The organism is Klebsiella sp. PCX (assembly GCF_021869705.1).
Taxonomy (GTDB): Bacteria; Pseudomonadota; Gammaproteobacteria; order Enterobacterales; family Enterobacteriaceae; genus Klebsiella; species Klebsiella quasipneumoniae.
In genome coordinates this window covers 5,088,453-5,110,115 of sequence record NZ_CP091527.1, presented here as the reverse complement: position 1 = coordinate 5,110,115, position 21,663 = coordinate 5,088,453, and the positions used below count along the sequence as shown (strand labels likewise).

Below are 21,663 nucleotides of genomic sequence, written 5' to 3'. Positions count from 1 at the left end.
AAAACTAAGAAATTTTCCCGGTTTCACCTGGACGCCGTCTCAGGCCAGACGGCGCGCTGATTTTTACAATGCCTGGCTATGACGCAGGCATAAAAAATCAGCTCAGGAGATACCCATGCTGGCCTTTCTGAATCAGGTTCGTAAGCCGACCCTGGATCTGCCGCTCGACGTGCGGCGCAAAATGTGGTTCAAACCTTTCATGCAGTCCTATCTGGTGGTCTTCATTGGCTACCTGACCATGTACCTGATCCGCAAGAACTTCAATATTGCGCAGAACGACATGATTTCCACCTACGGGTTGAGCATGACCCAGCTGGGGATGATTGGCCTGGGCTTCTCCATTACCTACGGCGTAGGGAAAACCCTGGTTTCCTACTATGCCGATGGCAAAAACACCAAGCAGTTCCTGCCGTTTATGCTGATCCTCTCCGCCATCTGCATGCTGGGCTTTAGCGCCAGTATGGGTGCGGGTTCCACCAGCCTGTTCCTGATGATCGCCTTCTATGCGCTAAGCGGCTTCTTCCAGAGCACCGGCGGCTCGTGCAGCTATTCCACCATCACCAAATGGACGCCACGACGCAAACGCGGCACCTTCCTCGGCTTCTGGAATATCTCTCACAACCTCGGCGGCGCCGGCGCGGCGGGCGTGGCGCTGTTTGGCGCCAACTATCTGTTCGACGGCCACGTGATCGGCATGTTTATCTTCCCGTCGATTATTGCGCTGATCGTCGGCTTTATTGGCCTGCGCTACGGTAGCGACTCGCCGGAATCCTACGGCCTCGGCACGGCGGAGGAGCTGTTTGGCGAAGCGATCAGCGAAGAGGATAAAGAGACCGAAGAAAACGCGATGACCAAGTGGCAGATCTTTGTTGAGTACGTGCTGAAAAACAAAGTGATCTGGCTGCTGTGCTTCTCCAACATCTTCCTCTACGTGGTGCGTATCGGTATCGATCAATGGTCCACCGTGTATGCCTTCCAGGAGCTGAAGCTGTCGAAAGAGGTGGCGATTCAGGGGTTTACCCTGTTTGAGGTCGGCGCCCTGGTTGGCACGCTGCTGTGGGGCTGGCTGTCGGACCTGGCCAACGGCCGCCGCGCGCTGGTGGCCTGCATCGCGCTGGCGCTGATTATCGCCACTCTCGGTGTTTATCAACATGCCAGCAATCAGTACGTCTATCTGGCTTCGCTGTTTGCGCTGGGCTTCCTGGTGTTTGGCCCGCAGCTGCTGATTGGCGTTGCCGCCGTTGGCTTCGTACCGAAAAAAGCGATCGGCGCCGCCGATGGGATCAAGGGCACTTTCGCCTATCTTATCGGCGATAGCTTCGCCAAGCTGGGCCTCGGGATGATCGCCGACGGCACCCCGGTCTTTGGCCTCACCGGCTGGGCCGGCACCTTTGCGGCGCTGGACGCCGCCGCCATCGGCTGTATCTGCCTGATGGCCATCGTGGCTATCTTCGAAGAGCGTAAAATTCGCCGCGAGAAAAAGAACCGTATTTTGCAGACTGCCTGATTCACCAGGTATTTGGTAACCTTGCCCGGCCATTGTGCCGGGCTTTTTTATTTCTTACGTAATATGCCAGGTCCGACAGTCGACAGCGGGCAAATTCCCATTATGATAGTCAGGCTGCGATTGGATGAGAGGATGCATGATCTGGATAGGACTGGCCACCCTGGTAGTGGTATTTGTTGTGGGATTTCGGGTGCTTACCTCTGATTCACGCCGCGCGATCCGCCGCCTGAGCGAACGCCTGGGCATCACGCCCGTCCCGCTGGAATCGATGATCGATCAGCTTGGTAAAACCGCCGGCAATGAGTATTTGCGTTACCTTGAACGGCCGAATGAAGCGCATCTGCAGAACGCCGCCCAGGTGCTGCTGATCTGGCAGGTTGCAATTGTCGACGCCAGCGAAAAAAACCTGCATTACTGGTATCGCCTGATGCAAAAAGCGCGTTTAGCGGCGCCGATCACCGAGGCGCAGATCCGCCTGGCGCAAGGGTTTCTGCGCGAGCTGGATCCGGATATGAGCGATTTGCATAACCTTCAGCAGCGCTATAACGACCTGTTTCTCCCGGAAGACGGCGTGCACTGGCTGCACTGATCTCATAGTTATTCGGCCTGGGGTTCATCGCTTTTTGTGCCGGATGGCGGCTGCGCCTTATCCGGCCTACGGTTTCCGCACTCGTCACTTGTAGGCCGGATAAGCGTAAGCGCCATCCGGCAGGATAACTACAGTAGGATTTTCAGGCCGTGTTTTTGTACGACGCTAAGCAATTTTAATGACATTCCGCTTGGTCGCTTAGCGCCAGTCTCCCATTTTTGCACGGTAGACACGCTGGTATTCAGATAACGAGCGAACACGGGTTGGCTAACATTGAGTTGTTCACGTAGCGCTTTAATTTCAATGGGTTGAAGTGCGGCTACGCTACCGAGACATGATTCATCAAAATGGCGCATTGTTTCCTGTGGGATTGCGCCAACGCTGAATAGCCCCGACGCAGCGCTATGGATCGCTTCGAAAGCCGGGCTTTTGTATTTATTTTTTGCTGTCATCGCAAATCTCCACCAGTTCTTTACTTTTAACTAAGACCGTCGTTTTCTCTTAAGAGAGATTGGCATAGTGTTTTGCTAACTCACGAAAACCCATTAACTCGCGATGGTTGATATTGGCCATATCCTGTTTGGCATATAGAAAGGTATAAAACCAATACCCTGCGCTTTTGGTAAGGATGATTGCGCGATCGCGATTCTTGTTGAGTCGCTTTTTATAAACCCCTCCTCCTAAATCAACCACCTTGCCCTGAAGCGCAGATTGAATTGCCTGATAGAGCTCGTCGTCGGAAATGCCATGAGAGCTAGCCTCTCTGGCGAACCATTTGGTTTTGAAGATACGCATTGCTGACATCCTGTCGTTAAAAGTATAGCACATAGTGCTATATTAAATTCTCCTGAGATTTGTTAAAGCGATAGCAAGCATCGTTTTTTTAAACATGCGAGAAGCTACGCATCCTCTTATGAAAAGCGAGAAGAGTTGCGAAAACGTTAAATGCGTCACAAACAAAATGTTACACTGCGCAGCTTTCCGCCACTTTCTTCGCAGGTCACTCATGAGTTATTCAAATGAAGCCAAACCCTATGCACGCGAACTCGCGCGACCAAACTGGTCGGCGGTCTTCGCGGTTGCTTTCTGCGTCGCCTGCCTGATTACCGTCGAATTTCTACCGGTCAGCCTGCTGACGCCGATGGCGCTGGATTTAGGTATCTCCGAAGGGATGGCCGGGCAGTCGGTGACGACGACGGCATTCGTCGCGATGTTTTCCAGCCTGTTTATCACTTCCGTCATTGGCAAAACCGATCGCCGCTACGTGGTGATCCTCTTTTCGCTGCTGCTGACCCTTTCCTGCCTGTTGGTGTCCTTTGCCGATAGCTTCACCCTGCTGCTGCTGGGACGCGCCTGTCTGGGGCTGGCGCTCGGCGGTTTCTGGGCGATGTCAGCCTCGCTGACCATGCGGCTGGTGCCGATGCGCGTGGTGCCGAAAGCGTTGTCGATTATCTTCGGCGCGGTATCCATCGCGCTGGTGATCGCCGCCCCGTTGGGCAGTTTCCTTGGCGGGCTTATCGGCTGGCGCAACGTGTTTAACGGCGCGGCGGTGATGGGTGTACTGTGTACGCTCTGGGTGCTGAAAGCGCTGCCGTCGCTGCCTGGTGAATCGGCGGCTCAGCAGCAAAATATGTTTGGCCTGCTGAAGCGGCCGGGGGTGATGGCCGGCATGTGCGCCATTTTCATGGCCTTTGCCGGACAGTTCGCCTTTTTTACCTATATTCGCCCGCTCTACATGACCCTCGCCGGGTTTGATGTCGATGGCCTGACGCTGGTGCTGCTGAGCTTTGGTATCGCCAGCTTCATCGGCACGTCGCTCTCCTCGGTGCTGCTCAAACGCTCGGTGAAAGCGGCGCTGGCGATTGCGCCGCTGGTGTTGACCGCCTGCGCGGCGGCGCTGGTGCTGTGGGGAGAAAGCAAAATCGTCGCCTCGACGGTGGCAATTATCTGGGGCTTCGCGTTCGCCTTGATCCCGGTGGGGTGGTCAACGTGGATCACCCGTTCACTCTCCGATCAGGCGGAAAAAGCCGGGTCGATTCAGGTGGCGGTGATCCAGCTGGCCAACACCTGCGGCGCCGCGGTCGGCGGCATTGCGCTTGACCACTTAGGGCTGCTGTCGCCGCTGGTGTTGTCAGGGGTATTAATGCTGTTTACCGGCCTGTTGGTGGCGGCCAAAGTGAAGGTGAATTCACCCGCTTAAGGCCGTTCGCCTTTTGCCAGCCGGGCGTTGATGTCGGCGATCACTTCCGGCAGGTCCGCCAGGGTATCAACCACATAATGCGCCCCGGCGGCATACAGCTTGCCTGCCGCCCGCTCGCGACGGGTGGCGATTTCCTCTTTCGACATCGCCTGGTACGCCTCCCAGGTAGCGCCGAATTCGTTACCGGACACCGCCAGGCCGACGCTCCACATCCCGGCATGTAACCCTTCGCTGATACCCGGTGCGGCGTCGTCGACCTTCACGCAGTGGGCCACATCGTCTATGCCCAGGGTAATCACGTTCTGCAGCGCCATCCAGGGGCCGGGACGCCCGCCGGCGGCAAGGTCATCGGTGGCGACCCAGTGGTCCGGGGCATAGCCCTGGGCGGCGGCGGCTGGAACCAGCTTTTCCATCACCGGACGCGGATAGCCCGAGCAGGAGCCGATCTTCAGTCCGTCGGCGCGCAGCGCGGCGAGGGTGTCGACCACGCCGGCGATCGGAGCGGAAAAATCGACAACCTTAGCGATTTGCAGCGGCATAAACGCGGCGTAGATCGCATCAATATCAGCAGCCGTCATTGGCCGACCAAATTTCGCCTGCCAGCGGCTATCGACCGACGGCAGTTTGCCCAGCGCCTCAATGTGCTGCCATTTGCCAAGCCCCATCGGCACGCGGGCCTCTTCAAGGGAGAGCTCAATATCGAAGGCCTGGCGGAAGGCCTCGACGAAAATTTGCGTCGGCGCGAAGGAGCCGAAGTCCACGGTGGTGCCGGCCCAGTCGAGGATGAGTGCGGTGATACGGTTCATGGCGGTTCCTTATTGTTTCCAGTACATGGCGTTGTCGATGGCCGCCAGCAGGGCGGTGATGTCGGCGTCGTAGACTTCGCCGATGTTGCCGATGCGGAAGCAATCGCTTTGCGACACTTTGCCCGGATAGATAACGAAGCCCTGATCTTTCAGCTTCTGGTAGAAGGTGTGAAAGCGATACTGCGGCGCGTCCGGCGAATAAAAGGCGGTAATGATCGGCGAGTGCAGGCTGTCATCAAGTAGCGTCCGGAAGCCGAGCGCGCGCATTCCGGCGACCAGTCGGCGCTGATTGTGGCTGTAGCGCTGATGGCGGGCGCTGACGCCGCCCTCCTGGGCCAGTTCTTTCAGCGCCTGAGCGAAGGCCAGCACGGTATGGGTCGGTGAGGTGAAGCGCCACTTGCCGTGGTTATCCTCCATACAGCGCCACTGGGCGTAAAGATCCAGCGACAGCGAGCGCGAGCGGCCTTTGCAGGTGACCAGCTCCGATTCGCGGGCGATGACGAAAGCGAAGCCCGGCACGCCCTGAATGCATTTGTTGGCGGAGCTTATCAGATAGTCAATATTCAGCGCGGCGATATCCAGCGGAATGCCGCCGAAGCTGCTCATCGCATCGACGATATAGCGTTTGCCATACTCCTTCGCCAGCGCGGCTACCTCTTCGATCGGGTTGAGCATGCCGGTGGTGGTTTCGCTATGCACCATCGCGATATGGGTGATCATCGGGTCATCCTGCAGGATCCGCGCGATCGCCGCCGCGTCCGGACGGGCGACTTCGCCGCAATCGTAAGGATGAAAGGCGATGCCCATCAGCTGCGCCATCTCAATCATACGCGCGCCATAGGCGCCATTGCTGACGATCAGCACTTTGCCCTGTTCGCCGATGACGCTGCCGAGCACCGCTTCGACCGCGTAGCTGCCGCTGCCCTGCAGCAGCACCGCCGTATAACCGTCGGCCGGGGTGGCCAGCTGCACCAGCTGCTGGCGAATGGTCTGTACCACGCCGAGATTGTAATCATCATCCCAGGTGCAGCTATCGAACAACATCGCCTCTTTCACCGTGCGGGAGGTGGTTAGCGGGCCGGGAGTCAGCAGCAGGTAGTTCCGTGAAGTCATTTGTCTCACCATTTGGTCTATACCAGATTTATATTTATCATGGAGACAAAGCCGGGGCAGGGTCAAAGGAAATGTGGCGCTGCAACAAAAAATTCATCTGGCTATGTATAATGAGCGCACCAAACGTGGCAGCGAGTAAACATGAAATCACCCTCTGGCGAGATGCCGCAATACCTGATGATTAAGGCGCAGCTGCAGGCGCGTATTCAAAACGGCGCCCTCAAAAGCGGCGATAAATTGCCTTCCGAGCGCGAGCTGTGCGCGCTGTTCAACACGACCCGTATCACCGTGCGCGAGAGCCTGGCGCAGCTGGAGGCCAGCGGCGTGATCTACCGCGCCGATCGCCGCGGCTGGTTTGTGACGCCGGAGCGTCTGTGGCTGGATCCGACGCAGAACACCAACTTCCACAAGCTGTGTCTCGAACAGGGACGTGAGCCGAAAACGGTGCTGCTTGATGGCCGCTTAACCGCCGTGCCGCTGGATGTGATGGCGCCGCTGGCGCTGCAGCCCTTCGATCAGGTCTACCTGCTGACCCGCCTGCGCTATGCCGACGGGCGTCCGGTGTGCTATTGCGAAAACCACTGCCTGCCGGCCCGGGTGCCGGAGCTGCTGCGCCACGATCTCAATGGCAGTCTGACCGAGATTTATCAGAGTCACTACGACCTGATCTATACCAGTATGCATCTGTCGTTTTATCCCACCTCCATGCCGCCGCAGGCCGCAGAGGCGTTGGGGGTGATGGAGGGGCGCCCGGCGCTGCTGCTGCGCAGGCTGAATTACGATCAGCACGGGCGTATTCTTGATTACGATATCGAATACTGGCGGCATGACAGCCTGCGGATCGAAGTCGATACCCATTGATTTTATTGTATTAACCCTTCCCGTATCCCCGGTGGCGTCAGCGTTAACCGGGGGCGACGTATCCCCTTCGCTTTAACTCTTTCGACACACTTCTTTCATCGTTTTGTCATAAACCCTCGGTAGCGTGAACGCAAATCTGGTCTACACCAGAACAACTAACTGCGATGAGGCTAACACGATGAAACTCTCCCGACTTGCTCTGCTGTCCCTGTTCGCGCTGACCAGCTCCCCGGTTTGGGCGGACGGCGTCGTCACGGTTTACTCCGCCGACGGCCTGCATGACGGCGATAATAGCTGGTATCAGAGCCAGTTCGACGCCTTCACCAAAGCGACGGGCATCAAAGTGCAGTATGTGGAAGGCGGCTCTGGCGCGATCGTCGAGCGTCTGGCGAAGGAGCGCACCAATCCGCAGGCCGATGTACTGGTCACGGTGCCGCCGTTTATCCAGCGCGCCGCGAAAGAGCAGCTGCTGGCCACCTTTACCCCACAGGGCAGCGCGCAGATCCCCGGCGCCAATGACCGCTATTCGCCGCTGGTGAACAACTATCTGACCTTCATCTATAACGGCCAGTTGCTGAAAACCGCGCCGGCCAGCTGGCAGGATCTGCTGGATAGCCGCTTTAAGAATAAGCTGCAGTACTCCACGCCGGGCCAGGCGGGGGACGGCACCGCGGTGATGCTGCAGGCCTTCCACAGCCTTGGCGGCAAAGATGCCGGCTTCGAGTATCTGGGCAAGCTGCAGGCCAATAACGTCGGCCCATCGGCCTCCACCGGCAAGCTGACGGCGCTGGTCAACAAAGGCGAGCTGTACGTCGCCAACGGCGATCTGCAGATGAACCTGTCGCAGATGGCGCGTAACCCGAACGTCAAAATCTTCTGGCCGGCGGACGACAAAGGCGAGCGCAGCGCGCTGGCGCTGCCCTACACCATCGGGCTGGTGCAGAACGGACCGAACAGCGAAAACGGCAAGAAGCTGATTAATTTCCTGCTGGATAAACCGGCGCAATCCAGCGTCAGCGCGCGCTCCTGGGGCTTACCGGTGCGCAACGACGTGGCGCCGGATGACGCTAACTTTAAGGCAGCGCAGGCGGCGCTCGACGGCGTGAAGCGCTGGGAACCCAACTGGGACGACGTCGCGGTTTCTCTCTCGGCGGATATCGCCCGCTGGCATAAAGTGACCGATAGCGAGTAAGCCTGATGTTAATGAAAACCACCGTCATCTCTTCCCCGTCGCTGGCGGGGACCTCCGGGATCACCCTGGACTCGCTGCGCGTTTCCTACCACGGCAACGTGGTCTTAAAACCGCTGTCATTGACCATTGAGCCCGGTGAAGTGCTGGCGCTGATTGGCCCTTCCGGTTCCGGGAAAACCACCGTGCTGCGGGCGATTGCCGGTTTTGTGCAACCGGCTGGCGGGCGGATCCTGATCGGCGACACGGACGTCACCCACCTGCCGCCTTACCAGCGCGGGCTGGCGATGGTGGTGCAGAACTACGCGCTGTTTCCTCATATGAAGGTGGAAGACAACGTCGCCTTCGGCCTGCGGGCGCAAAAGCAGCCCAGGGGGCTTATCGCCGGGCGGGTGACCGAAGCCTTAAAAATCGTCGGTATGGCGGACTACGCCACCCGCTATCCGCATCAGCTTTCCGGCGGCCAGCAGCAGCGCGTGGCGATAGCCCGCGCGATTGCCGTGCGTCCTCGGGTGTTACTGCTTGATGAACCACTGTCGGCGCTGGACGCGCAAATTCGCCATAACATGGTGGAAGAGATTGCCCGTCTGCACCGCGAACTGCCGGAGCTGACCATCCTCTACGTTACCCACGATCAGACCGAAGCGCTGACCCTGGCGGACAAAATCGGCATTATGAAAGACGGGTCGCTGATCGCCCACGGTGAAACGCACGAGCTGTACCACTATCCGCCGAACCGCTTTAGCGCCGAATTCCTCGGCCGCGCCAATATCCTGCAGGCGACGGCGCTGAAAGACAGCCCCGAGCCGGGTCTGGTGAACGTAAGCTGCGGCGGCGGCCTGATTAACGCCTTCAGCCGGGGCGGCCTGCATGGCAACAATAAGCTGTTATGCATTCGCCCGCAGCACATGAGCCTGGCGCCGCGATCGGCAACCAGTAATCGCCTCAACGCCACCCTGATGTCGGTGCACTGGCAGGGCGATCTGACGCATCTGCTGTGCGACGTCGCGGGCGAAGCGGTGCGGATCGTCATGACTCAGGTCAACCCACTGCCGCGCGCGGGGGACAAGCTGGCGCTCTACTTCGAACCTGGCGATGCGGTTCTGATCGAGGTGCAATGATGGCGCAAACCCTCACGCTTGCGCGTCCGGCGCGAAACCTGCGCCCTTACCTGTGGCTGGCGTTGCCGCTGCTGGTGCTGGCGACGCTGTTTTTCTATCCGCTGCTGCTGATCGCCGAACAGGCGTTACGCGACGCCAGCGGCAACCTGAGCCTCGAGACCTTCTGGCAGGTGATCGACTCTAAGCGCTTTATTGGCGCGCTGCTCAATACCTTACAGATTGCGGTGTTCGCCACCCTTGGCTGCCTGGTGCTCGGCAGCGTCCTGGCGCTGATTCTGGTGTTTATTCCGTTCCCCGGCAGCCAACTGGTGGGCCGGGTCATTGATACTTTTATTGCGCTGCCGACCTTTCTTATCACTCTCGCGTTCACCTTTATTTACGGCTCGGCGGGGCTGCTCAACGGCACCCTGATGGCGCTGTTTGCTTTTGAACTGCCGCCGGTAGACTTCCTCTATTCGATTAACGGCGTGATTCTGGCGGAGATTACCGTGTTTACGCCGCTGGTGATGCGCCCGCTGATGGCGGGACTGCGGCAGATAGATAAGAGCCAGCTGGAAGCGGCGAGTATTCTCGGCGCTCATCCGTTACGGGTGATTACCCAGGTTATCTTCCCGGCGGCGCTGCCGGCGCTGATGGCGGGGGGCAGCCTGTGCCTGTTATTGACCACTAACGAGTTCGGTATCGTGCTGTTTATTGGCGCCAAAGGGGTCAATACCCTGCCGATGATGGTCTACAGCAAGGCGATTCTGGAGTCGGATTACAGCGTGGCCTGCATGATTGCGCTGATCAATATTTTGCTGTCGCTGGGGCTGTTTATGCTCTATCGGCTGGCGGCGGTGCGCACTGGCGTAAGGAGTTAACGATGTTGATTTGGTCGCGTAAAGGCCGCGCGGCGGCGGGCGCGCTGGCGGTGACGCTTTTTGCCGGCGTTTTCCTGCTGCCGCTGGCGGTGATTTTACTCTCCAGCCTGAGTAAACAATGGAACGGCCTGCTGCCCACCGGCTTTACCTTTGCCCACTTTGTTAACGCGTTTCGCGGGGCGGCGTGGGATTCGCTGTTTTCCAGCCTGGTGGTGGGCTTCTGCGCCAGCCTGCTGGCGCTGCTGTGCGGGATGTGGGCGGCGCTGGCGCTGCGCCAGACTGGCGCGAAGCTGCAGAAACATCTTGGGCTGATGTTTTATCTGCCCAGCGCCATCCCCTCGGTTTCAGTGGGACTGGGCATTCTGGTGGCCTTCAGCCAGGGGCCGCTGCAGATGAACGGCACCTTCTTTATCGTCCTGGCGGCGCATTTCGTGCTGATCTCGGCCTTTACCTTCAGCAACGTCACGACCGGCCTGGCGCGGATTTCCGCTGATATTGAAAACGTCGCCTCCAGCCTGGGCGCTTCACCGTGGTACCGCCTGCGCCATGTGACGCTGCCGCTGATGACGCCATGGATGATCTCGGCGCTGGCGCTGAGTTTATCGCTGTCGATGGGGGAGTTGGGGGCGACGGTGATGATCTATCCGCCGGGCTGGACGACGCTGCCGGTGACCATTTTCAGCCTGACCGATCGCGGCAGTATCGCCGATGGCTCGGCGCTGACCATCGTGCTGGTGGGCGTCACGCTGCTGTTGATGATGAAGCTGGAGCGTATCGCCCGCCGATTAAGCCAGAGATAAAGAATTGATGACGCCACCAGGGCACGGGGCTGACTGCCCGGCGGCGCTGCGCTTGCGCGGGCCTGGGGGGGATCCCGCAGGCCTCCTCAGTCGTAGCCCGGCTAAGCGTAGCGCCAGCCGGGAACGCTCCTTCGGCAATGCTATCGCATCAGAACCACGCCTCAAACATCCCGCCGACGTTCAGCGAATCCAGCTGCTGGTCCTGGGTGCCGTTCACCTTCGCGGTATGCTCATTGTCCACCTGGCCGCCGGTCACGTAGAAGCGCAGCATCGGGCGGAACTCCGGCCCCATGCCGATGGCGATGTTCTGCGACAGCGTCAGCTTCCAGCCATGGTTATCCCCGCCCTGGTCGTAGTCCACGCGCTGGTAGCCCGCTTCCAGCCAGGTGGAGTGCACGTCGTTCCAGAAATACATCGGCCGCACGATGGCGCCGTAGTTCTTGCGGTTGTCGGTGTTGTCCCTGCCGTTGTCGTAGTCGTGGAAGGCCAGCAGATATTCCACCTGCGCCTGCTGAGTGAACTTATGGCTGCCCTCGAAGCTGGCGTAGACCGTGGTCAGGTCGTCGGTCTTGTTGTAGACGCTGTTATCCGAGTTGTCGGAGTAGCGCAGGATCACCTTGTTCACCCCGCTGTCGTTGGTGTGGCTCAGCACCAGGCCGCCCTGCCAGGCTTCGAGGCGCGCGTCGCTGTCCACCGCCTTCGAGTCAAAGCCGTAGTTGGCGTACACCTCGACGTCGATCGGCCCGGCCTTGATGTTGTGGGTTTTGGTGGTCAGCGCGTAGTGGCCGTTGTCGCCGGTATCGGAGCTGCCGGTACAGGTGATGCGCGACGGGTTGGTCTCGTCGGCCATCACTTCGGGGCTACAGGATTTCACCTGCGACACCGCCGCCACGTCGAACTGTACGCCGCCGATATCAAAGTTCTTCACCCCGGCGCCCTGGCCGTCGTGGTTCATCCAGAAGTAGTCGTTGATCCCCTGTTGCGGACGCTGGTGGAAGTCGCGGCCGGCCCAGATATAGGCGTTGGGGTTGGATTCCAGCACGTTGGTGACGCCGACGTAGGCCTTCTTCAGGTTAACCTCGTCGCTCCAGTGGTCGAACATCACGTTAAGATCCCAGATAGCCCCCTGCGCGCTTTTGAAGGCCTTGCTGATCTGGAATTCGCCGCCGTTGCTTTCGTTGCCCAGGCGGCCGATCGCCGAGGCGCCGTTATAGGAGCCGTCGACGCCGACATATTTCTGGTCGCCGGTCTGGAAGTGGGCGCCATAGCGGGCGTAGCCGCTGAACTTGAGGCCGAACGGAATGGCCATATCCGGCGAGGCGGCGGTGGTCTGCGGGTTGGTGATCACGTCGACCTTTTTGTCGGCCGCGGCGTCGATTTTCGCCTGGCGTTCGGCCAGCGCTTTATCAACGGCTTTGGCGACGATGGCGTCGATCTGTTCCTGAGTAAATTCTTGCGCCATTACGGAAATTGGGCACAGCGCGGCGACAACCGCCATGGCTAAAGGCAGTTTTTTCACAGTATTCATGGTTATCTCGCTTTAATAATTAATATATTTCAGATAATAACCATCCCATTCTGGCTAAAATATATAGCCAAAATAAGCTGATTTGTTTTTTAGGGTACAGCGACGCCGGAGAATAATATTCTCGCAGGCGTTATTCCATATTAATTAACGCTGGTACAGATGGATTAATTCTTCTGAGAACTCGCGGGCCAGCAGCGAATTCATCAGATGATCCTGGGCATGTACCATAATCAGCGTCATAGGCTGACGCGCTTCACCGGCATCCTGCTCGATGAGCTGGGTCTGCATCTGATGCGCCCGACGGGCGTAACCGTCGGCTTCATTTAACAGTAAACGCGCTTCGTCGATATTTCCGGTTCGGGCCGCATGTAGCGCTTCAAAACATAATGAGCGTGACTGTCCCGCATTAACGATAATTTCCATTACCGCATCTTCTAATTCAATCATGTGTATTCCTGAGGTCTTTATTATTTAATAATGCAGTGAAAGTCCTTTTTCTGCATTATTACGCTGCCATCATATTATCTCTCCGGGGCGGAGAGGAATTAGCTAACGGTTTCTGCCACCGGAACGCTATTTTTGGTTTTCTCAACTTCGGTTTTCATTAAGGAACGTTCATAGGCGCGCAGGAACGGCAGGTAAATCACCGCCGACATCACCATGCAGATAAGGCACATCACTACCGGGCTCAGCGTCCAGTTGGCCGCCCACGAGGCGCCAATTGGTGCCGGCGTGGTCCACGGAGTGAGGGACACCACCTGGCTCAGCCAGCCAAGACGCGTCGCTCCGTAAGCCAGCACCGCGTTGACCATCGGTACGCAGACGAAGGGGATAAACATCATCGGGTTCATGATGATCGGCGCCCCGAACAGGATCGGCTCGTTGATATTAAAGAAGCTCGGCACGATGCCCATCTTGCCGATGGTGCGCAGATGCGTGGCCCGACTACGCAGCAGCAGGAAGGCCAGCGGTAGGGTTGAACCGACGCCGCCAATCAGCAGATAGTGATCCCAGAAGCCCTGCAGATAGACGTGCGGTAACACCGTGCCGGCCGCCAGCGCCGCCTGGTTTGCCGAGAGGTTAGCCATCCAGAACGGGTTCATAATACCGGTGACAATCAGCGAGCCGTGGATCCCAGCGAACCAGAAAATCTGGCACATCAGGACGGAGAGCAAAATCGCCGGCAGCGAGTCGGAGGCGGAAACCAGCGGCTCCAGCAGATGCATGATCGCCTGCGGCAGGATCATCCCGGTCTGCGCTTCGATAAACAGGTTCAGCGGATGCAAAGTACCAATCACCACCAGCACCGGGATAAGGATTTCAAACGAACGAGCGACGCCGGTCGGTACCTCTTTCGGCAGTCGAATGGTGATGTTGTTTTGCTTCAGCCACGCGTAGACGCGGGTGGAGTAGATGGCGGTGATGAGGGCGGTAAAAATGCCCTGGCCGGACAGATACTGAGTGGAAATTTTTCCATCGGCATAGGGCGCGGCGACCAGCAGGAAGGCCATAAACGCCAGCAGACCGGACATCACCGGATCCAGCTGAAACTGACGACCGAGGCTGGCGCCAATGCCGACCGAGATAAAGAAGGTCATTACGCCCATGCTGAGGTTAAACGGCAGCATCAGCTGTTCGCGGTAGTGCTGGGAGAAATCGAGCCAGCCGCGGGCAAAGCCGTTGGTGGTCTCGGGTGAAAACGGCGGAAAGATAAATACCAGCATGAAAGAGCCGATGATCATAAACGGCAATGCGGCAGTGAAGCCATCGCGGATAGCGATAACATATTTCTGCTGCCCAAGGCGTCCTGCCAGCGGAGTAATAGATTGCTCGATCACGGCAATCATGGACTGATACAGAGAACTCATTTCAACACCTCTCAGTGCGCCGCTGCGATCAGCGACAGAGCATAATTCAGGACGTTGTCTCCCCGCTGCATACCGTAGTCCATCGTATCGATGGGCTGAACAGGAATGTTCAGGGAAGCCGCTTTGTCAGACAGGGTTTTCAACATGTATTTCACCTGGGGGCCTAGCAACACCACCTGATACTGCGGAAACTGGATGTCAAATTCGGAAACGCCATAGGCGTCAATCTGCACCGGCAGATCACGTTCATTCGCCGCCTCCACCATCTTTCTGACCAGCAGACTGGTGGACATTCCGGCTGAGCAACACAGCATAATCTTGTACATCGACGACCATCCTCAAAATGTAAAAAGTTATTGCGTGGATGATTTGATATCAGACGGAAACCGGTTTCCATTTATAAAAAGCAGAACTGTGATAGTGGTCAAGATCTCCTGCTTATGGGGCGGATTTATTGGATTTGGCTCACATTATTCTGTCGATTTGGCGATGTTTTGCGCTGAAATGGAAAATCGGTTTCCAAACAAATGGCGAAATGGATATACTGCGCTGGTCATAATTGAAGCGATTCAGGTTTACAGGATTTTGGCGGGACGCGGCGCCCGCGCAGGGGAAAATGATGTCGACAATCAATGATGTTTCACGACTTGCCGGGGTTTCCAAAGCCACGGTGTCGCGAGTGTTGAGCGGCTCACGTGGCGTGAAGGAAGCCAGTCGTCAGGCGGTGCTGCAGGCGGCGGAAGCGCTCAATTACCGGCCAAACATGATAGCCCAGTCGTTGCTTAGCCAGTCCACCGGCTGCATCGGCGTCATCTGCGCCCAGGACAATATCAATCAAACCACCAGCTATCTCTACGCCCTGGAAAAACAGCTCAGCCAGCACCAGAAGCACCTGCTGCTGCGCTTCGCCAACACCAGCAGCGGCGTGATGAACTCGCTGGAGGAGTTAACCTGCGGGCTGTGCGATAACGTGCTGATCATCGGCGCGCGTTTTCCTCTGAATATTAACCGCCCGGACGTGGTGTTGGTGGACTGCCTCGACAGCGAGGGCGAAAACAGCATTCAGTTCGATCACGCCTTCGCCGCCGAAACCGCCTGCCACTATCTGATAAGCCAGGGCAGAAGGCAGATTGCGCTGATCCATCCGCAGAGCAGCGGCTTTGCCGATCAGGTGCTGCTGGGCTACAAGCACGCGCTGGAAAAAAACTTTTTGCCGTTTAATCGCAATCTGGTGTTTCTGGATAACACCTCGCCGTCGGTGGCGGTGCAGGAGCTGGTCAATAACGCCACGACGCTGAACTTTAACGCGCTGCTGGTGAGCGATGAGCTGCAGGCGCAGCGCGTGGTGCCGCAGCTGCAGGCGTTTAACCGCGCCGTTCCGCAAAATGTGATGGTGTTTAGCCTCGCCGGATCGTTACAGCTGCCCGGAATCCCGACTATCCCGGCGATTGAATATTCCATGGACGCGATGGCGTCGCGGATCGTCAACTGGCTGACCGAGAAAACGGACAACCCGGGCGGCAGCCCGCTGCGCGGCGATTTAATTATTCCAAAGCACTGATCGTCGCTCTTGCCCTGACCCGCCGCCGTTGGCTGCGGGTTTTTTAATGGCTGTTTTTTGTCGTATCCCTCACATTATAAATAAAACTCATATCTGTCGCCGGGTTTTCGAACCGGACAGCCTGCGTGACCTGCCTTAAGTTGAGTACGAAAGTTCCACTCAAAAAAACACTAACCAGAACATTCGTACCGCCTGCTTGAGGAAGTCACCCTATGAATCACATGAACGTTGTCGATGTGAAAGCGTGGATAGATGCCCGCCCGGTCTCGCGCTTTCAATGGAACGTGCTGCTGCTCTGTTTCATCATCATTATGCTGGATGGGTATGACGCTGCGGTGATGGGCTTTGTCGCCCCGGCGCTCATCGAGGACTGGGGCATCAGCCGGGCTGAAATGGGGCCGATTCTTGGGGCGGCTATGTTCGGCGTCGCCATTGGCGCGCTGGTGGCGGGCCCGCTTTCTGACCGCTACGGCCGAAAACGCATTTTACTCTGGTCGGTGGCGCTGTTTGCGCTGTTCAGCCTGGCCGGCGCCGTGGCGCAAAGCCCGTCGCAGCTGGCGCTGCTGCGCTTTCTCACCGGCCTCGGACTTGGCGCCGTGATGCCCAATTGCGTCACGCTGGTGGCGGAATATATGCCGGAGCGGCGTAAAGGGGTGATGATCACCCTGATGTACAGCGGATTCAACGTGGGTTCCGGCCTCGGCGGCTTTATCGCTGCCGGGTTGTTATCGCATTACAGCTGGCACTCGGCGCTGATTTTTGGCGGCGTGCTGCCGCTCGTGGTGCTTCCCTTTATGATCGTGATGTTGCCGGAGTCGGCGATGAGCATGGTGGCGCGCCGACTACCGGGCGAGCAGATCGCCAGGGCGCTTAACCGGCTTGGAGGCCAGTTTACGGCTGACACCGTCTTCCAGCTGAATGCGCCGCCCATCACGCGGAGCAGTAAAGTGGCGCAGCTGTTTCGGTATGGCTATGCCCGCGGCACGATAGCGCTGTGGCTGACCTATTTTATGGGGCTGTTCGTGATATATCTGCTGAACGGCTGGCTGCCAACCATTCTCCGCTCCGGCGGGCTGTCGCTGCAGCAGGCGGCGATGATGACCGGCTTGTTCCAGCTCGGCGGCCCGCTGGGCGGCATCCTTGTCGGTATGCTGATGGATCGTGCTTCGGCGAAAGCGGTGATTGCGGCAACCTATTTCCTTGGCTGCCTGTGCCTGTTGTCCCAGGGGTTGATGGACTTCGGATCGGCGGCGCTGTCGGTGCTGATTTTTATCAGCGGGATGTGCATTAACGGCGCGCAGAACGGTCTGCAGGCCTATTCGCCAGCCTATTATCAAACCGAGATCCGTGCTACCGGCGTCAGCTGGATGCATGGTATCGGCCGTACCGGGGCTATTCTCAGCTCCACGCTGGGCGGGATGCTGATGCTGGCCGTGCCGGGACACTCGTCGATCTTTTTGGTGCTTGCGCTGCCGGCCTGCCTGGCGGGGACCTGTATTTTGTTGCACCGTATGAATCACGCTAAGCCTCGACTCACAGAGGCAGAACTGGACGCTTTGTCATCCCCCCTGGAACACCGATAAGTGGAGTTATCTGATGGCTAACATTCTCGGCGGTATCGCCGTCTCTCATACCCCGACTATCGGCTTCGCGGTCGATCATCATAAACAGCAGGACCCGGCATGGTCGCCGATCTTCCAGAGCTTCGAACCGCTGCAGCGCTGGCTGGAGGAGAAAAAACCGGATGCGCTGGTGTACATCTTTAATGACCATGTGACCGCCTTTTTCTTCGATCACTATTCGACATTTACGCTGGGAATCGATAGTCAATATGACGTTGCCGATGAAGGCGGCGGACCACGCTGTCTGCCGCCGGTCCAGGGCAATGCGGCGCTCTCAAGGCACATTGGCGCCAGCCTGATGGCCGATGAGTTTGATATGTCGTTCTTTATGGATAAAAAGCTCGACCACGGCCTTTTCTCGCCGCTTTCGGCGCTGTTGCCCTGGGATGAAGCGCAGGGGTGGCCGACGGCGGTAATCCCGTTACAGATCGGCGTGCTGCAATTTCCGGTACCGAGCGCGCGCCGTTGTTACCGACTCGGCCAGGCGCTGCGCCGGGCAATTGAAAGCTTCCCGGAAGATATCAATGTGGCGATTGTCGCGACCGGCGGGCTCTCGCATCAGGTTCATGGCGAGCGCTGCGGATTTAATAATCCCGACTGGGATGCCCAGTTTGTTGACATGCTGGTTAATGACCCGGAAAAGCTTACCGAAATGACCCTTGGCGAATATGCCGAGCTGGGGGGAATGGAAGGGTCTGAGGTGATCATGTGGCTGGTGATGCGCGGCGCGCTATCAGCCAATGTCACCGAAACCTGGCGCGACTATTACCTGCCGTCGATGACCGGTATCGCTACGCTGATCCTTGAGAACAATGCGCGCCTGCCCCCCGTCGATACCCTGACGCGCCATCGCCAGCATATGGCGCAGCAGCTGGCCGGGGTGGAGAAACTGCCGGGAACCTATCCTTTTACCCACGAGCGCAGCCTGAATGGCTTACGGCTTAACCGTTTCCTGCATCGGCTGATTGAGCCTGCCTGGCGCGAACGTTTTCTGCAGTCGCCTCAGTCGCTTTATGCCGAAGCCGGACTGAGTGAGGAGGAACAGCAGTTGCTCAACGCACGCGACTGGCGGGGATTGATTCAGTATGGCGCCAGTTTCTTCCTGCTGGAGAAAATGGGCGCGGTGGTCGGCGTATCCAACCTGCATATTTACGCCGCGATGCGCGGGCAGACGCTGGAGGCGTTTCAGCAAACGCGCAACCAACAGGTAACCTATTCGGTGGCGGGTAAACGTTAAACAGTCCCGTCCTGAACCTGCTGATAAATAAAACGCAACAGCGCCTGCGTCGCCGGGGAGGGCAGGCTGCCGGCGCGAAACGTCAGCCCGATACGCCGGGTGGTATCGGGCAGGGGGACCGGCAACACGCTGAGCAACCCATTGTCAGTTTCAAAACGCATCTGGCTGGCGGAAACCGCCGCCAGCATGTCGGAGTCCTGCAGCAATCCTCGCACCATCGCCGCATCCCCGGTCTCCACCGTCGGCTGGGGCAGCGGCAGCCCCAGGGTGACAAACGCCTTATCCAGCAAATGGCGCGCCGGCGCGTTGGCGCGCGGCAGCACCCATTGCGCTGTCGCCAGCTGGCTGCGCGGATCCGGATGGCGCAGCAGCGGGTGGTTATTACGCAGTAAAATCAGCATATCCTCTTCGAATAACGCCTCGCTACAGAGGTCCGGGAGATCTTCATCCTGACGCAGGGCGCCGATAATAAAATCGATATTACCTGCGCGCATATCGGCGACCAGCGACTCATACGGGCTTTCATTGGTCATGAGGGTAATGCCCGGGTGCTGGGCCAGAAAGGCGGCGATGGCGGAGGGCAGTAGCCGGGTGCGACTCAGCGGCAGGGCGCCAATGCGCACGGTGCCCTCCAGCACCCCGCGACGGGCGGCGAGATCGCTCCAGATGTTTTCCAGCTCGTTGAGCGCTCTGCTCACCGGGGGATAGAGCAGTTCTGCGGCAGGCGTGGGACGCACCCCTTCTGGCGTTCGGCGAAACAGCGCCGAATCCGCCCCTTTCTCCAGGACCTTCAGCGCGGCGCTGACCGCCGGCTGGGTGATCCCCAACTGTTGCGCGACGGTTTGGGTATGGTTGACGTGATAGAGCTGAATAAAAATGGCTAACCGGCGGGTATTGAACAGCCAACCGGCGTCCGCCAGCGGGCCGCTGGTGCGGGTATGGTGCTTCTGCAACAGCGCCGGGATGGCCTGCAGGTCGTCAATCGCCCGCCGGGCGCGCGGCAGGATGCACTTGCCATACTCGGTGGGCACCATGCCGCTGTAATGGCGTTCGAACAGCGTGACGTTCAACGCGGCTTCAAGGTCGCGGATAGCCCGGGTTATCGCTGACTGCGTGCGGAATAAGTCATCGGCAGCACGCGAGACGCTTCCGCGCAGCGCGACCTGACAAAAAAAGCGCAGCTGCATGATATTTATGATTTTATCGTGCTTTCTCTTCAGCATTATTCGTCAGGCCTGAAATAGTGAGTGAGTCGACAACATAAATAAAAATCATAGCCTTCGCAAGTTAACGAATTACCTTCCAACGGCGGGACATGACAAGCTGAAAAAAACAACAGAGGAAGCCATCATGTCTCATCCGGTTAGCGAAAAAAGTGCCCTTGTCGTCAGCGCCCACTCGGCCGATTTCGTCTGGCGCGCGGGCGGTGCGATAGCCCTGCATGCCCTGCAGGGCTATCAGGTCCATGTGGTCTGTTTGTCCTTTGGCGAGCGCGGCGAGTCCGCCAAACTGTGGCGTAAAGGCAACATGACCGAGGAGGCGGTGAAGCAAGTCCGTCGCGAAGAGGCGCAGGCCGCCGCCGAGATCCTGGGCGCCAGCGTCGAATTCTTTGATATCGGCGACTATCCGTTGCGCGCCGATAAAGAGACGCTGTTTCGTCTGGCGGATGTGTATCGCCGTATCCAGCCCCACTTTGTTCTGACGCACTCGCTGCAGGATCCCTATAACTACGATCACCCGCTGGCCTCCCACCTGGCTCAGGAGGCTCGGATTATCGCTCAGGCAGAAGGCTATCGCCCCGGCGAGAAAATTGTCGCTGCTCCCCCGGTTTACTGTTTCGAACCGCACCAGCCGGAGCAGTGCAACTGGAAGCCTGATGTGCTGCTGGACATCACCACTGTCTGGGAGAAAAAGTATCAGGCCATTCAGTGTATGCAGGGCCAGGAGCATTTGTGGGAGTACTACACCCGCGTGGCGCTGCAGCGCGGAGTGCAGGCCAAACGCAACATCGGCATCACGGCCGCGCGCGATATCGTTCACGGCGAAGCCTTCCAGAGCATCTTCCCCCGCGTAACGGAGAACCTGGCATGAAGCTGTTAAATAAAAAAGGCCTTGTGATCCGCCATCTACCGCGCCATGACGAGGCAGTTTTGCGCCGCTGTGAGGCGGCCGGGGTGGCGACGCTCCATGAAGCCTGGGCACGCCAGGGGCTGATGGGGCCGGCAATCCGTCCGATTCAGCAGGGCGTCAGCCGGGCGGGCAACGCGGTCACGGTACTGGTGACGCCAGGCGACAACTGGATGTTTCATGTTGCGGTCGAGCAGTGCCGCGCCGGCGATATTCTGGTGGTGGCCCCGACGTCGCCGTGCGGCGATGGCTTCTTCGGCGATCTGCTGGCGACGTCTCTCCAATCGCGCGGTGTGGTCGGTCTGGTGGGCGATATCGGCATTCGCGATTCGCAAACGTTGCGGGAGATGGGATTCGCCGTCTGGTCCCGTCAGGTTTATGCCCAGGGAACGGTGAAAGAGAGCCTCGGCTCGGTTAACGTCCCGGTGATTTGCGCAGGCCAGCTTGTGCAGCCGGGCGATGTCGTGGTGGCCGACGACGATGGCGTCGTGGTGCTGCCTCACGCCCAGGTGCGTGATGTGCTCGATAAAGCGGAAGCACGCATGAGCAATGAGCTTGCGAAGCGTGAGCGGATGCGCCATGGCGAGCTGGGGCTGGATATTTACGCGATGCGCCAGCGTCTGGCGGAAAAGGGGCTGCGGTATTACGACAGCGCAGATGAGGTGGAGGAGTAA

The 21,663-nt window shown here is 58.4% G+C and carries 21 protein-coding genes and 1 pseudogene; 13 read left to right on the top strand and 9 right to left on the bottom strand.

Features of this window, described 5'->3' with window-relative positions:
- Window positions 1-115 precede the first annotated feature (115 nt).
- Both uhpT and GQR96_RS24445 read left to right on the top strand, forming a co-directional pair.
- Complete coding sequence (gene uhpT, locus GQR96_RS24450; protein WP_004202242.1) at window positions 116-1,507, top strand: hexose-6-phosphate:phosphate antiporter; 1,392 nt, start codon at window positions 116-118, stop codon at window positions 1,505-1,507.
- A gap of 136 nt (window positions 1,508-1,643) precedes the next feature.
- On the top strand, window positions 1,644-2,096 hold the full coding sequence (locus GQR96_RS24445; RefSeq protein WP_004181583.1) for a DUF1198 domain-containing protein: 453 nt from the start codon (window positions 1,644-1,646) through the stop codon (window positions 2,094-2,096).
- 128 nt (window positions 2,097-2,224) lie between these two features.
- Here GQR96_RS24445 and GQR96_RS24440 read toward each other — a convergent pair whose 3' ends face one another.
- Entirely contained in the window at window positions 2,225-2,548 is a 324-nt protein-coding gene (locus GQR96_RS24440; RefSeq protein ID WP_004173862.1) for a helix-turn-helix domain-containing protein, read from the bottom strand.
- Window positions 2,532-2,891, bottom strand: a pseudogene (locus GQR96_RS24435) (type II toxin-antitoxin system RelE/ParE family toxin). Before GQR96_RS24435 ends, GQR96_RS24440 begins: the two are co-directional and overlap by 17 nt.
- Before the next feature lie 211 nt (window positions 2,892-3,102).
- Here GQR96_RS24435 and nepI point away from each other — a divergent pair.
- Window positions 3,103-4,296 carry a purine ribonucleoside efflux pump NepI gene (gene nepI, locus GQR96_RS24430; protein ID WP_065904167.1) on the top strand — a complete coding sequence of 398 codons (1,194 nt, stop codon included), beginning with the start codon at window positions 3,103-3,105 and terminating at the stop codon, window positions 4,294-4,296.
- On the opposite strand, the gene phnX is transcribed toward nepI, so the two are convergent.
- Window positions 4,293-5,102 carry a phosphonoacetaldehyde hydrolase gene (phnX, locus tag GQR96_RS24425; protein WP_069135955.1) on the bottom strand — a complete coding sequence of 270 codons (810 nt, stop codon included), beginning with the start codon at window positions 5,100-5,102 and terminating at the stop codon, window positions 4,293-4,295. The genes nepI and phnX overlap by 4 nt on opposite strands.
- Window positions 5,103-5,111: 9 nt before the next feature.
- Entirely contained in the window at window positions 5,112-6,215 is a 1,104-nt protein-coding gene (gene phnW, locus GQR96_RS24420; RefSeq protein WP_065904159.1) for a 2-aminoethylphosphonate--pyruvate transaminase, read from the bottom strand.
- Between the two features lie 141 nt (window positions 6,216-6,356).
- Here phnW and phnR point away from each other — a divergent pair, with 141 nt between their 5' ends.
- The 5 genes from phnR (at window position 6,357) to phnV (ending at window position 11,046) form a co-directional block, all read left to right on the top strand.
- Window positions 6,357-7,076 (top strand): phosphonate utilization transcriptional regulator PhnR, encoded by a 720-nt coding sequence (gene phnR / locus GQR96_RS24415; protein WP_004202235.1) that lies wholly within the window; start codon window positions 6,357-6,359, stop codon window positions 7,074-7,076.
- 178 nt (window positions 7,077-7,254) lie between these two features.
- The gene (phnS, locus tag GQR96_RS24410; protein ID WP_004202233.1) at window positions 7,255-8,268 is read left to right on the top strand and encodes a 2-aminoethylphosphonate ABC transporter substrate-binding protein; all 1,014 of its coding nucleotides are present in this window, start codon (window positions 7,255-7,257) and stop codon (window positions 8,266-8,268) included.
- A gap of 5 nt (window positions 8,269-8,273) precedes the next feature.
- Window positions 8,274-9,386: a 2-aminoethylphosphonate ABC transport system ATP-binding subunit PhnT gene (gene phnT, locus GQR96_RS24405; RefSeq protein ID WP_069135953.1), complete on the top strand. Its 1,113-nt coding sequence runs from the start codon at window positions 8,274-8,276 to the stop codon at window positions 9,384-9,386.
- Window positions 9,386-10,246 (top strand): 2-aminoethylphosphonate ABC transporter permease subunit, encoded by an 861-nt coding sequence (phnU, locus tag GQR96_RS24400; protein WP_004202231.1) that lies wholly within the window; start codon window positions 9,386-9,388, stop codon window positions 10,244-10,246. The genes phnT and phnU overlap by 1 nt, the downstream gene beginning before the upstream one ends.
- 2 nt (window positions 10,247-10,248) lie before the next feature.
- Entirely contained in the window at window positions 10,249-11,046 is a 798-nt protein-coding gene (gene phnV, locus GQR96_RS24395; protein WP_050533507.1) for a 2-aminoethylphosphonate ABC transport system, membrane component PhnV, read from the top strand.
- 148 nt (window positions 11,047-11,194) lie between these two features.
- Here the strand turns inward: phnV and GQR96_RS24390 are convergent, their stop codons facing one another.
- The 4 genes from GQR96_RS24390 to GQR96_RS24375 form a co-directional block, all read right to left on the bottom strand.
- Window positions 11,195-12,574 (bottom strand): carbohydrate porin, encoded by a 1,380-nt coding sequence (locus tag GQR96_RS24390; protein WP_048326094.1) that lies wholly within the window; start codon window positions 12,572-12,574, stop codon window positions 11,195-11,197.
- A 144-nt stretch (window positions 12,575-12,718) separates the two neighbouring features.
- Window positions 12,719-13,021, bottom strand: coding sequence for a PTS lactose/cellobiose transporter subunit IIA (locus GQR96_RS24385; protein ID WP_004205145.1), 303 nt, complete (start codon window positions 13,019-13,021; stop codon window positions 12,719-12,721).
- 98 nt (window positions 13,022-13,119) lie between these two features.
- Window positions 13,120-14,442 (bottom strand): PTS sugar transporter subunit IIC, encoded by a 1,323-nt coding sequence (locus GQR96_RS24380; protein WP_004205144.1) that lies wholly within the window; start codon window positions 14,440-14,442, stop codon window positions 13,120-13,122.
- A gap of 11 nt (window positions 14,443-14,453) precedes the next feature.
- Window positions 14,454-14,768 (bottom strand): PTS sugar transporter subunit IIB, encoded by a 315-nt coding sequence (locus GQR96_RS24375; RefSeq protein WP_004205143.1) that lies wholly within the window; start codon window positions 14,766-14,768, stop codon window positions 14,454-14,456.
- Between the two features lie 293 nt (window positions 14,769-15,061).
- On the opposite strand from GQR96_RS24375, the gene GQR96_RS24370 reads away from it, so the two are divergent.
- The 3 genes from GQR96_RS24370 (at window position 15,062) to GQR96_RS24360 (ending at window position 18,862) form a co-directional block, all read left to right on the top strand.
- Window positions 15,062-16,003: a LacI family DNA-binding transcriptional regulator gene (locus GQR96_RS24370; protein ID WP_004205142.1), complete on the top strand. Its 942-nt coding sequence runs from the start codon at window positions 15,062-15,064 to the stop codon at window positions 16,001-16,003.
- Window positions 16,004-16,215: 212 nt separating this feature from the next.
- Window positions 16,216-17,586, top strand: a complete 1,371-nt coding sequence (locus GQR96_RS24365; RefSeq protein ID WP_043522802.1) for an MFS transporter — start codon at window positions 16,216-16,218, stop codon at window positions 17,584-17,586.
- Window positions 17,587-17,599: 13 nt separating this feature from the next.
- Entirely contained in the window at window positions 17,600-18,862 is a 1,263-nt protein-coding gene (locus tag GQR96_RS24360) for a gallate dioxygenase (protein WP_004205139.1), read from the top strand.
- Here the strand turns inward: GQR96_RS24360 and GQR96_RS24355 are convergent.
- Entirely contained in the window at window positions 18,859-20,085 is a 1,227-nt protein-coding gene (locus GQR96_RS24355; RefSeq protein WP_017900183.1) for a LysR family transcriptional regulator, read from the bottom strand. The genes GQR96_RS24360 and GQR96_RS24355 overlap by 4 nt on opposite strands.
- A gap of 127 nt (window positions 20,086-20,212) precedes the next feature.
- Here GQR96_RS24355 and galB point away from each other — a divergent pair, with 127 nt between their 5' ends.
- Complete coding sequence (gene galB, locus GQR96_RS24350) at window positions 20,213-20,953, top strand: 4-oxalmesaconate hydratase (protein WP_004205133.1); 741 nt, start codon at window positions 20,213-20,215, stop codon at window positions 20,951-20,953.
- Window positions 20,950-21,663, top strand: a complete 714-nt coding sequence (locus tag GQR96_RS24345) for a 4-carboxy-4-hydroxy-2-oxoadipate aldolase/oxaloacetate decarboxylase (protein WP_017900182.1) — start codon at window positions 20,950-20,952, stop codon at window positions 21,661-21,663. Before galB ends, GQR96_RS24345 begins: the two co-directional genes overlap by 4 nt.

Bases quoted from the DNA above. Each gene is read 5' to 3' on its own strand.
- galB (WP_004205133.1), top strand. From the start codon at position 20,213: ATGTCTCATCCGGTTAGCGAAAAAAGTGCCCTTGTCGTCAGCGCCCAC.
- GQR96_RS24345 (WP_017900182.1), top strand. From the start codon at position 20,950: ATGAAGCTGTTAAATAAAAAAGGCCTTGTGATCCGCCATCTACCGCGC.
- GQR96_RS24355 (WP_017900183.1), bottom strand. From the start codon at position 20,085: ATGCTGAAGAGAAAGCACGATAAAATCATAAATATCATGCAGCTGCGC.
- phnU (WP_004202231.1), top strand. From the start codon at position 9,386: ATGGCGCAAACCCTCACGCTTGCGCGTCCGGCGCGAAACCTGCGCCCT.
- GQR96_RS24390 (WP_048326094.1), bottom strand. From the start codon at position 12,574: ATGAATACTGTGAAAAAACTGCCTTTAGCCATGGCGGTTGTCGCCGCG.
- GQR96_RS24445 (WP_004181583.1), top strand. From the start codon at position 1,644: ATGATCTGGATAGGACTGGCCACCCTGGTAGTGGTATTTGTTGTGGGA.
- GQR96_RS24380 (WP_004205144.1), bottom strand. From the start codon at position 14,442: ATGAGTTCTCTGTATCAGTCCATGATTGCCGTGATCGAGCAATCTATT.
- GQR96_RS24370 (WP_004205142.1), top strand. From the start codon at position 15,062: ATGTCGACAATCAATGATGTTTCACGACTTGCCGGGGTTTCCAAAGCC.
- phnX (WP_069135955.1), bottom strand. From the start codon at position 5,102: ATGAACCGTATCACCGCACTCATCCTCGACTGGGCCGGCACCACCGTG.
- phnS (WP_004202233.1), top strand. From the start codon at position 7,255: ATGAAACTCTCCCGACTTGCTCTGCTGTCCCTGTTCGCGCTGACCAGC.
- phnV (WP_050533507.1), top strand. From the start codon at position 10,249: ATGTTGATTTGGTCGCGTAAAGGCCGCGCGGCGGCGGGCGCGCTGGCG.
- GQR96_RS24385 (WP_004205145.1), bottom strand. From the start codon at position 13,021: ATGATTGAATTAGAAGATGCGGTAATGGAAATTATCGTTAATGCGGGA.
- phnT (WP_069135953.1), top strand. From the start codon at position 8,274: ATGTTAATGAAAACCACCGTCATCTCTTCCCCGTCGCTGGCGGGGACC.
- phnR (WP_004202235.1), top strand. From the start codon at position 6,357: ATGAAATCACCCTCTGGCGAGATGCCGCAATACCTGATGATTAAGGCG.
- uhpT (WP_004202242.1), top strand. From the start codon at position 116: ATGCTGGCCTTTCTGAATCAGGTTCGTAAGCCGACCCTGGATCTGCCG.
- nepI (WP_065904167.1), top strand. From the start codon at position 3,103: ATGAGTTATTCAAATGAAGCCAAACCCTATGCACGCGAACTCGCGCGA.
- GQR96_RS24365 (WP_043522802.1), top strand. From the start codon at position 16,216: ATGAATCACATGAACGTTGTCGATGTGAAAGCGTGGATAGATGCCCGC.
- phnW (WP_065904159.1), bottom strand. From the start codon at position 6,215: ATGACTTCACGGAACTACCTGCTGCTGACTCCCGGCCCGCTAACCACC.
- GQR96_RS24360 (WP_004205139.1), top strand. From the start codon at position 17,600: ATGGCTAACATTCTCGGCGGTATCGCCGTCTCTCATACCCCGACTATC.
- GQR96_RS24375 (WP_004205143.1), bottom strand. From the start codon at position 14,768: ATGTACAAGATTATGCTGTGTTGCTCAGCCGGAATGTCCACCAGTCTG.
- GQR96_RS24440 (WP_004173862.1), bottom strand. From the start codon at position 2,548: ATGACAGCAAAAAATAAATACAAAAGCCCGGCTTTCGAAGCGATCCAT.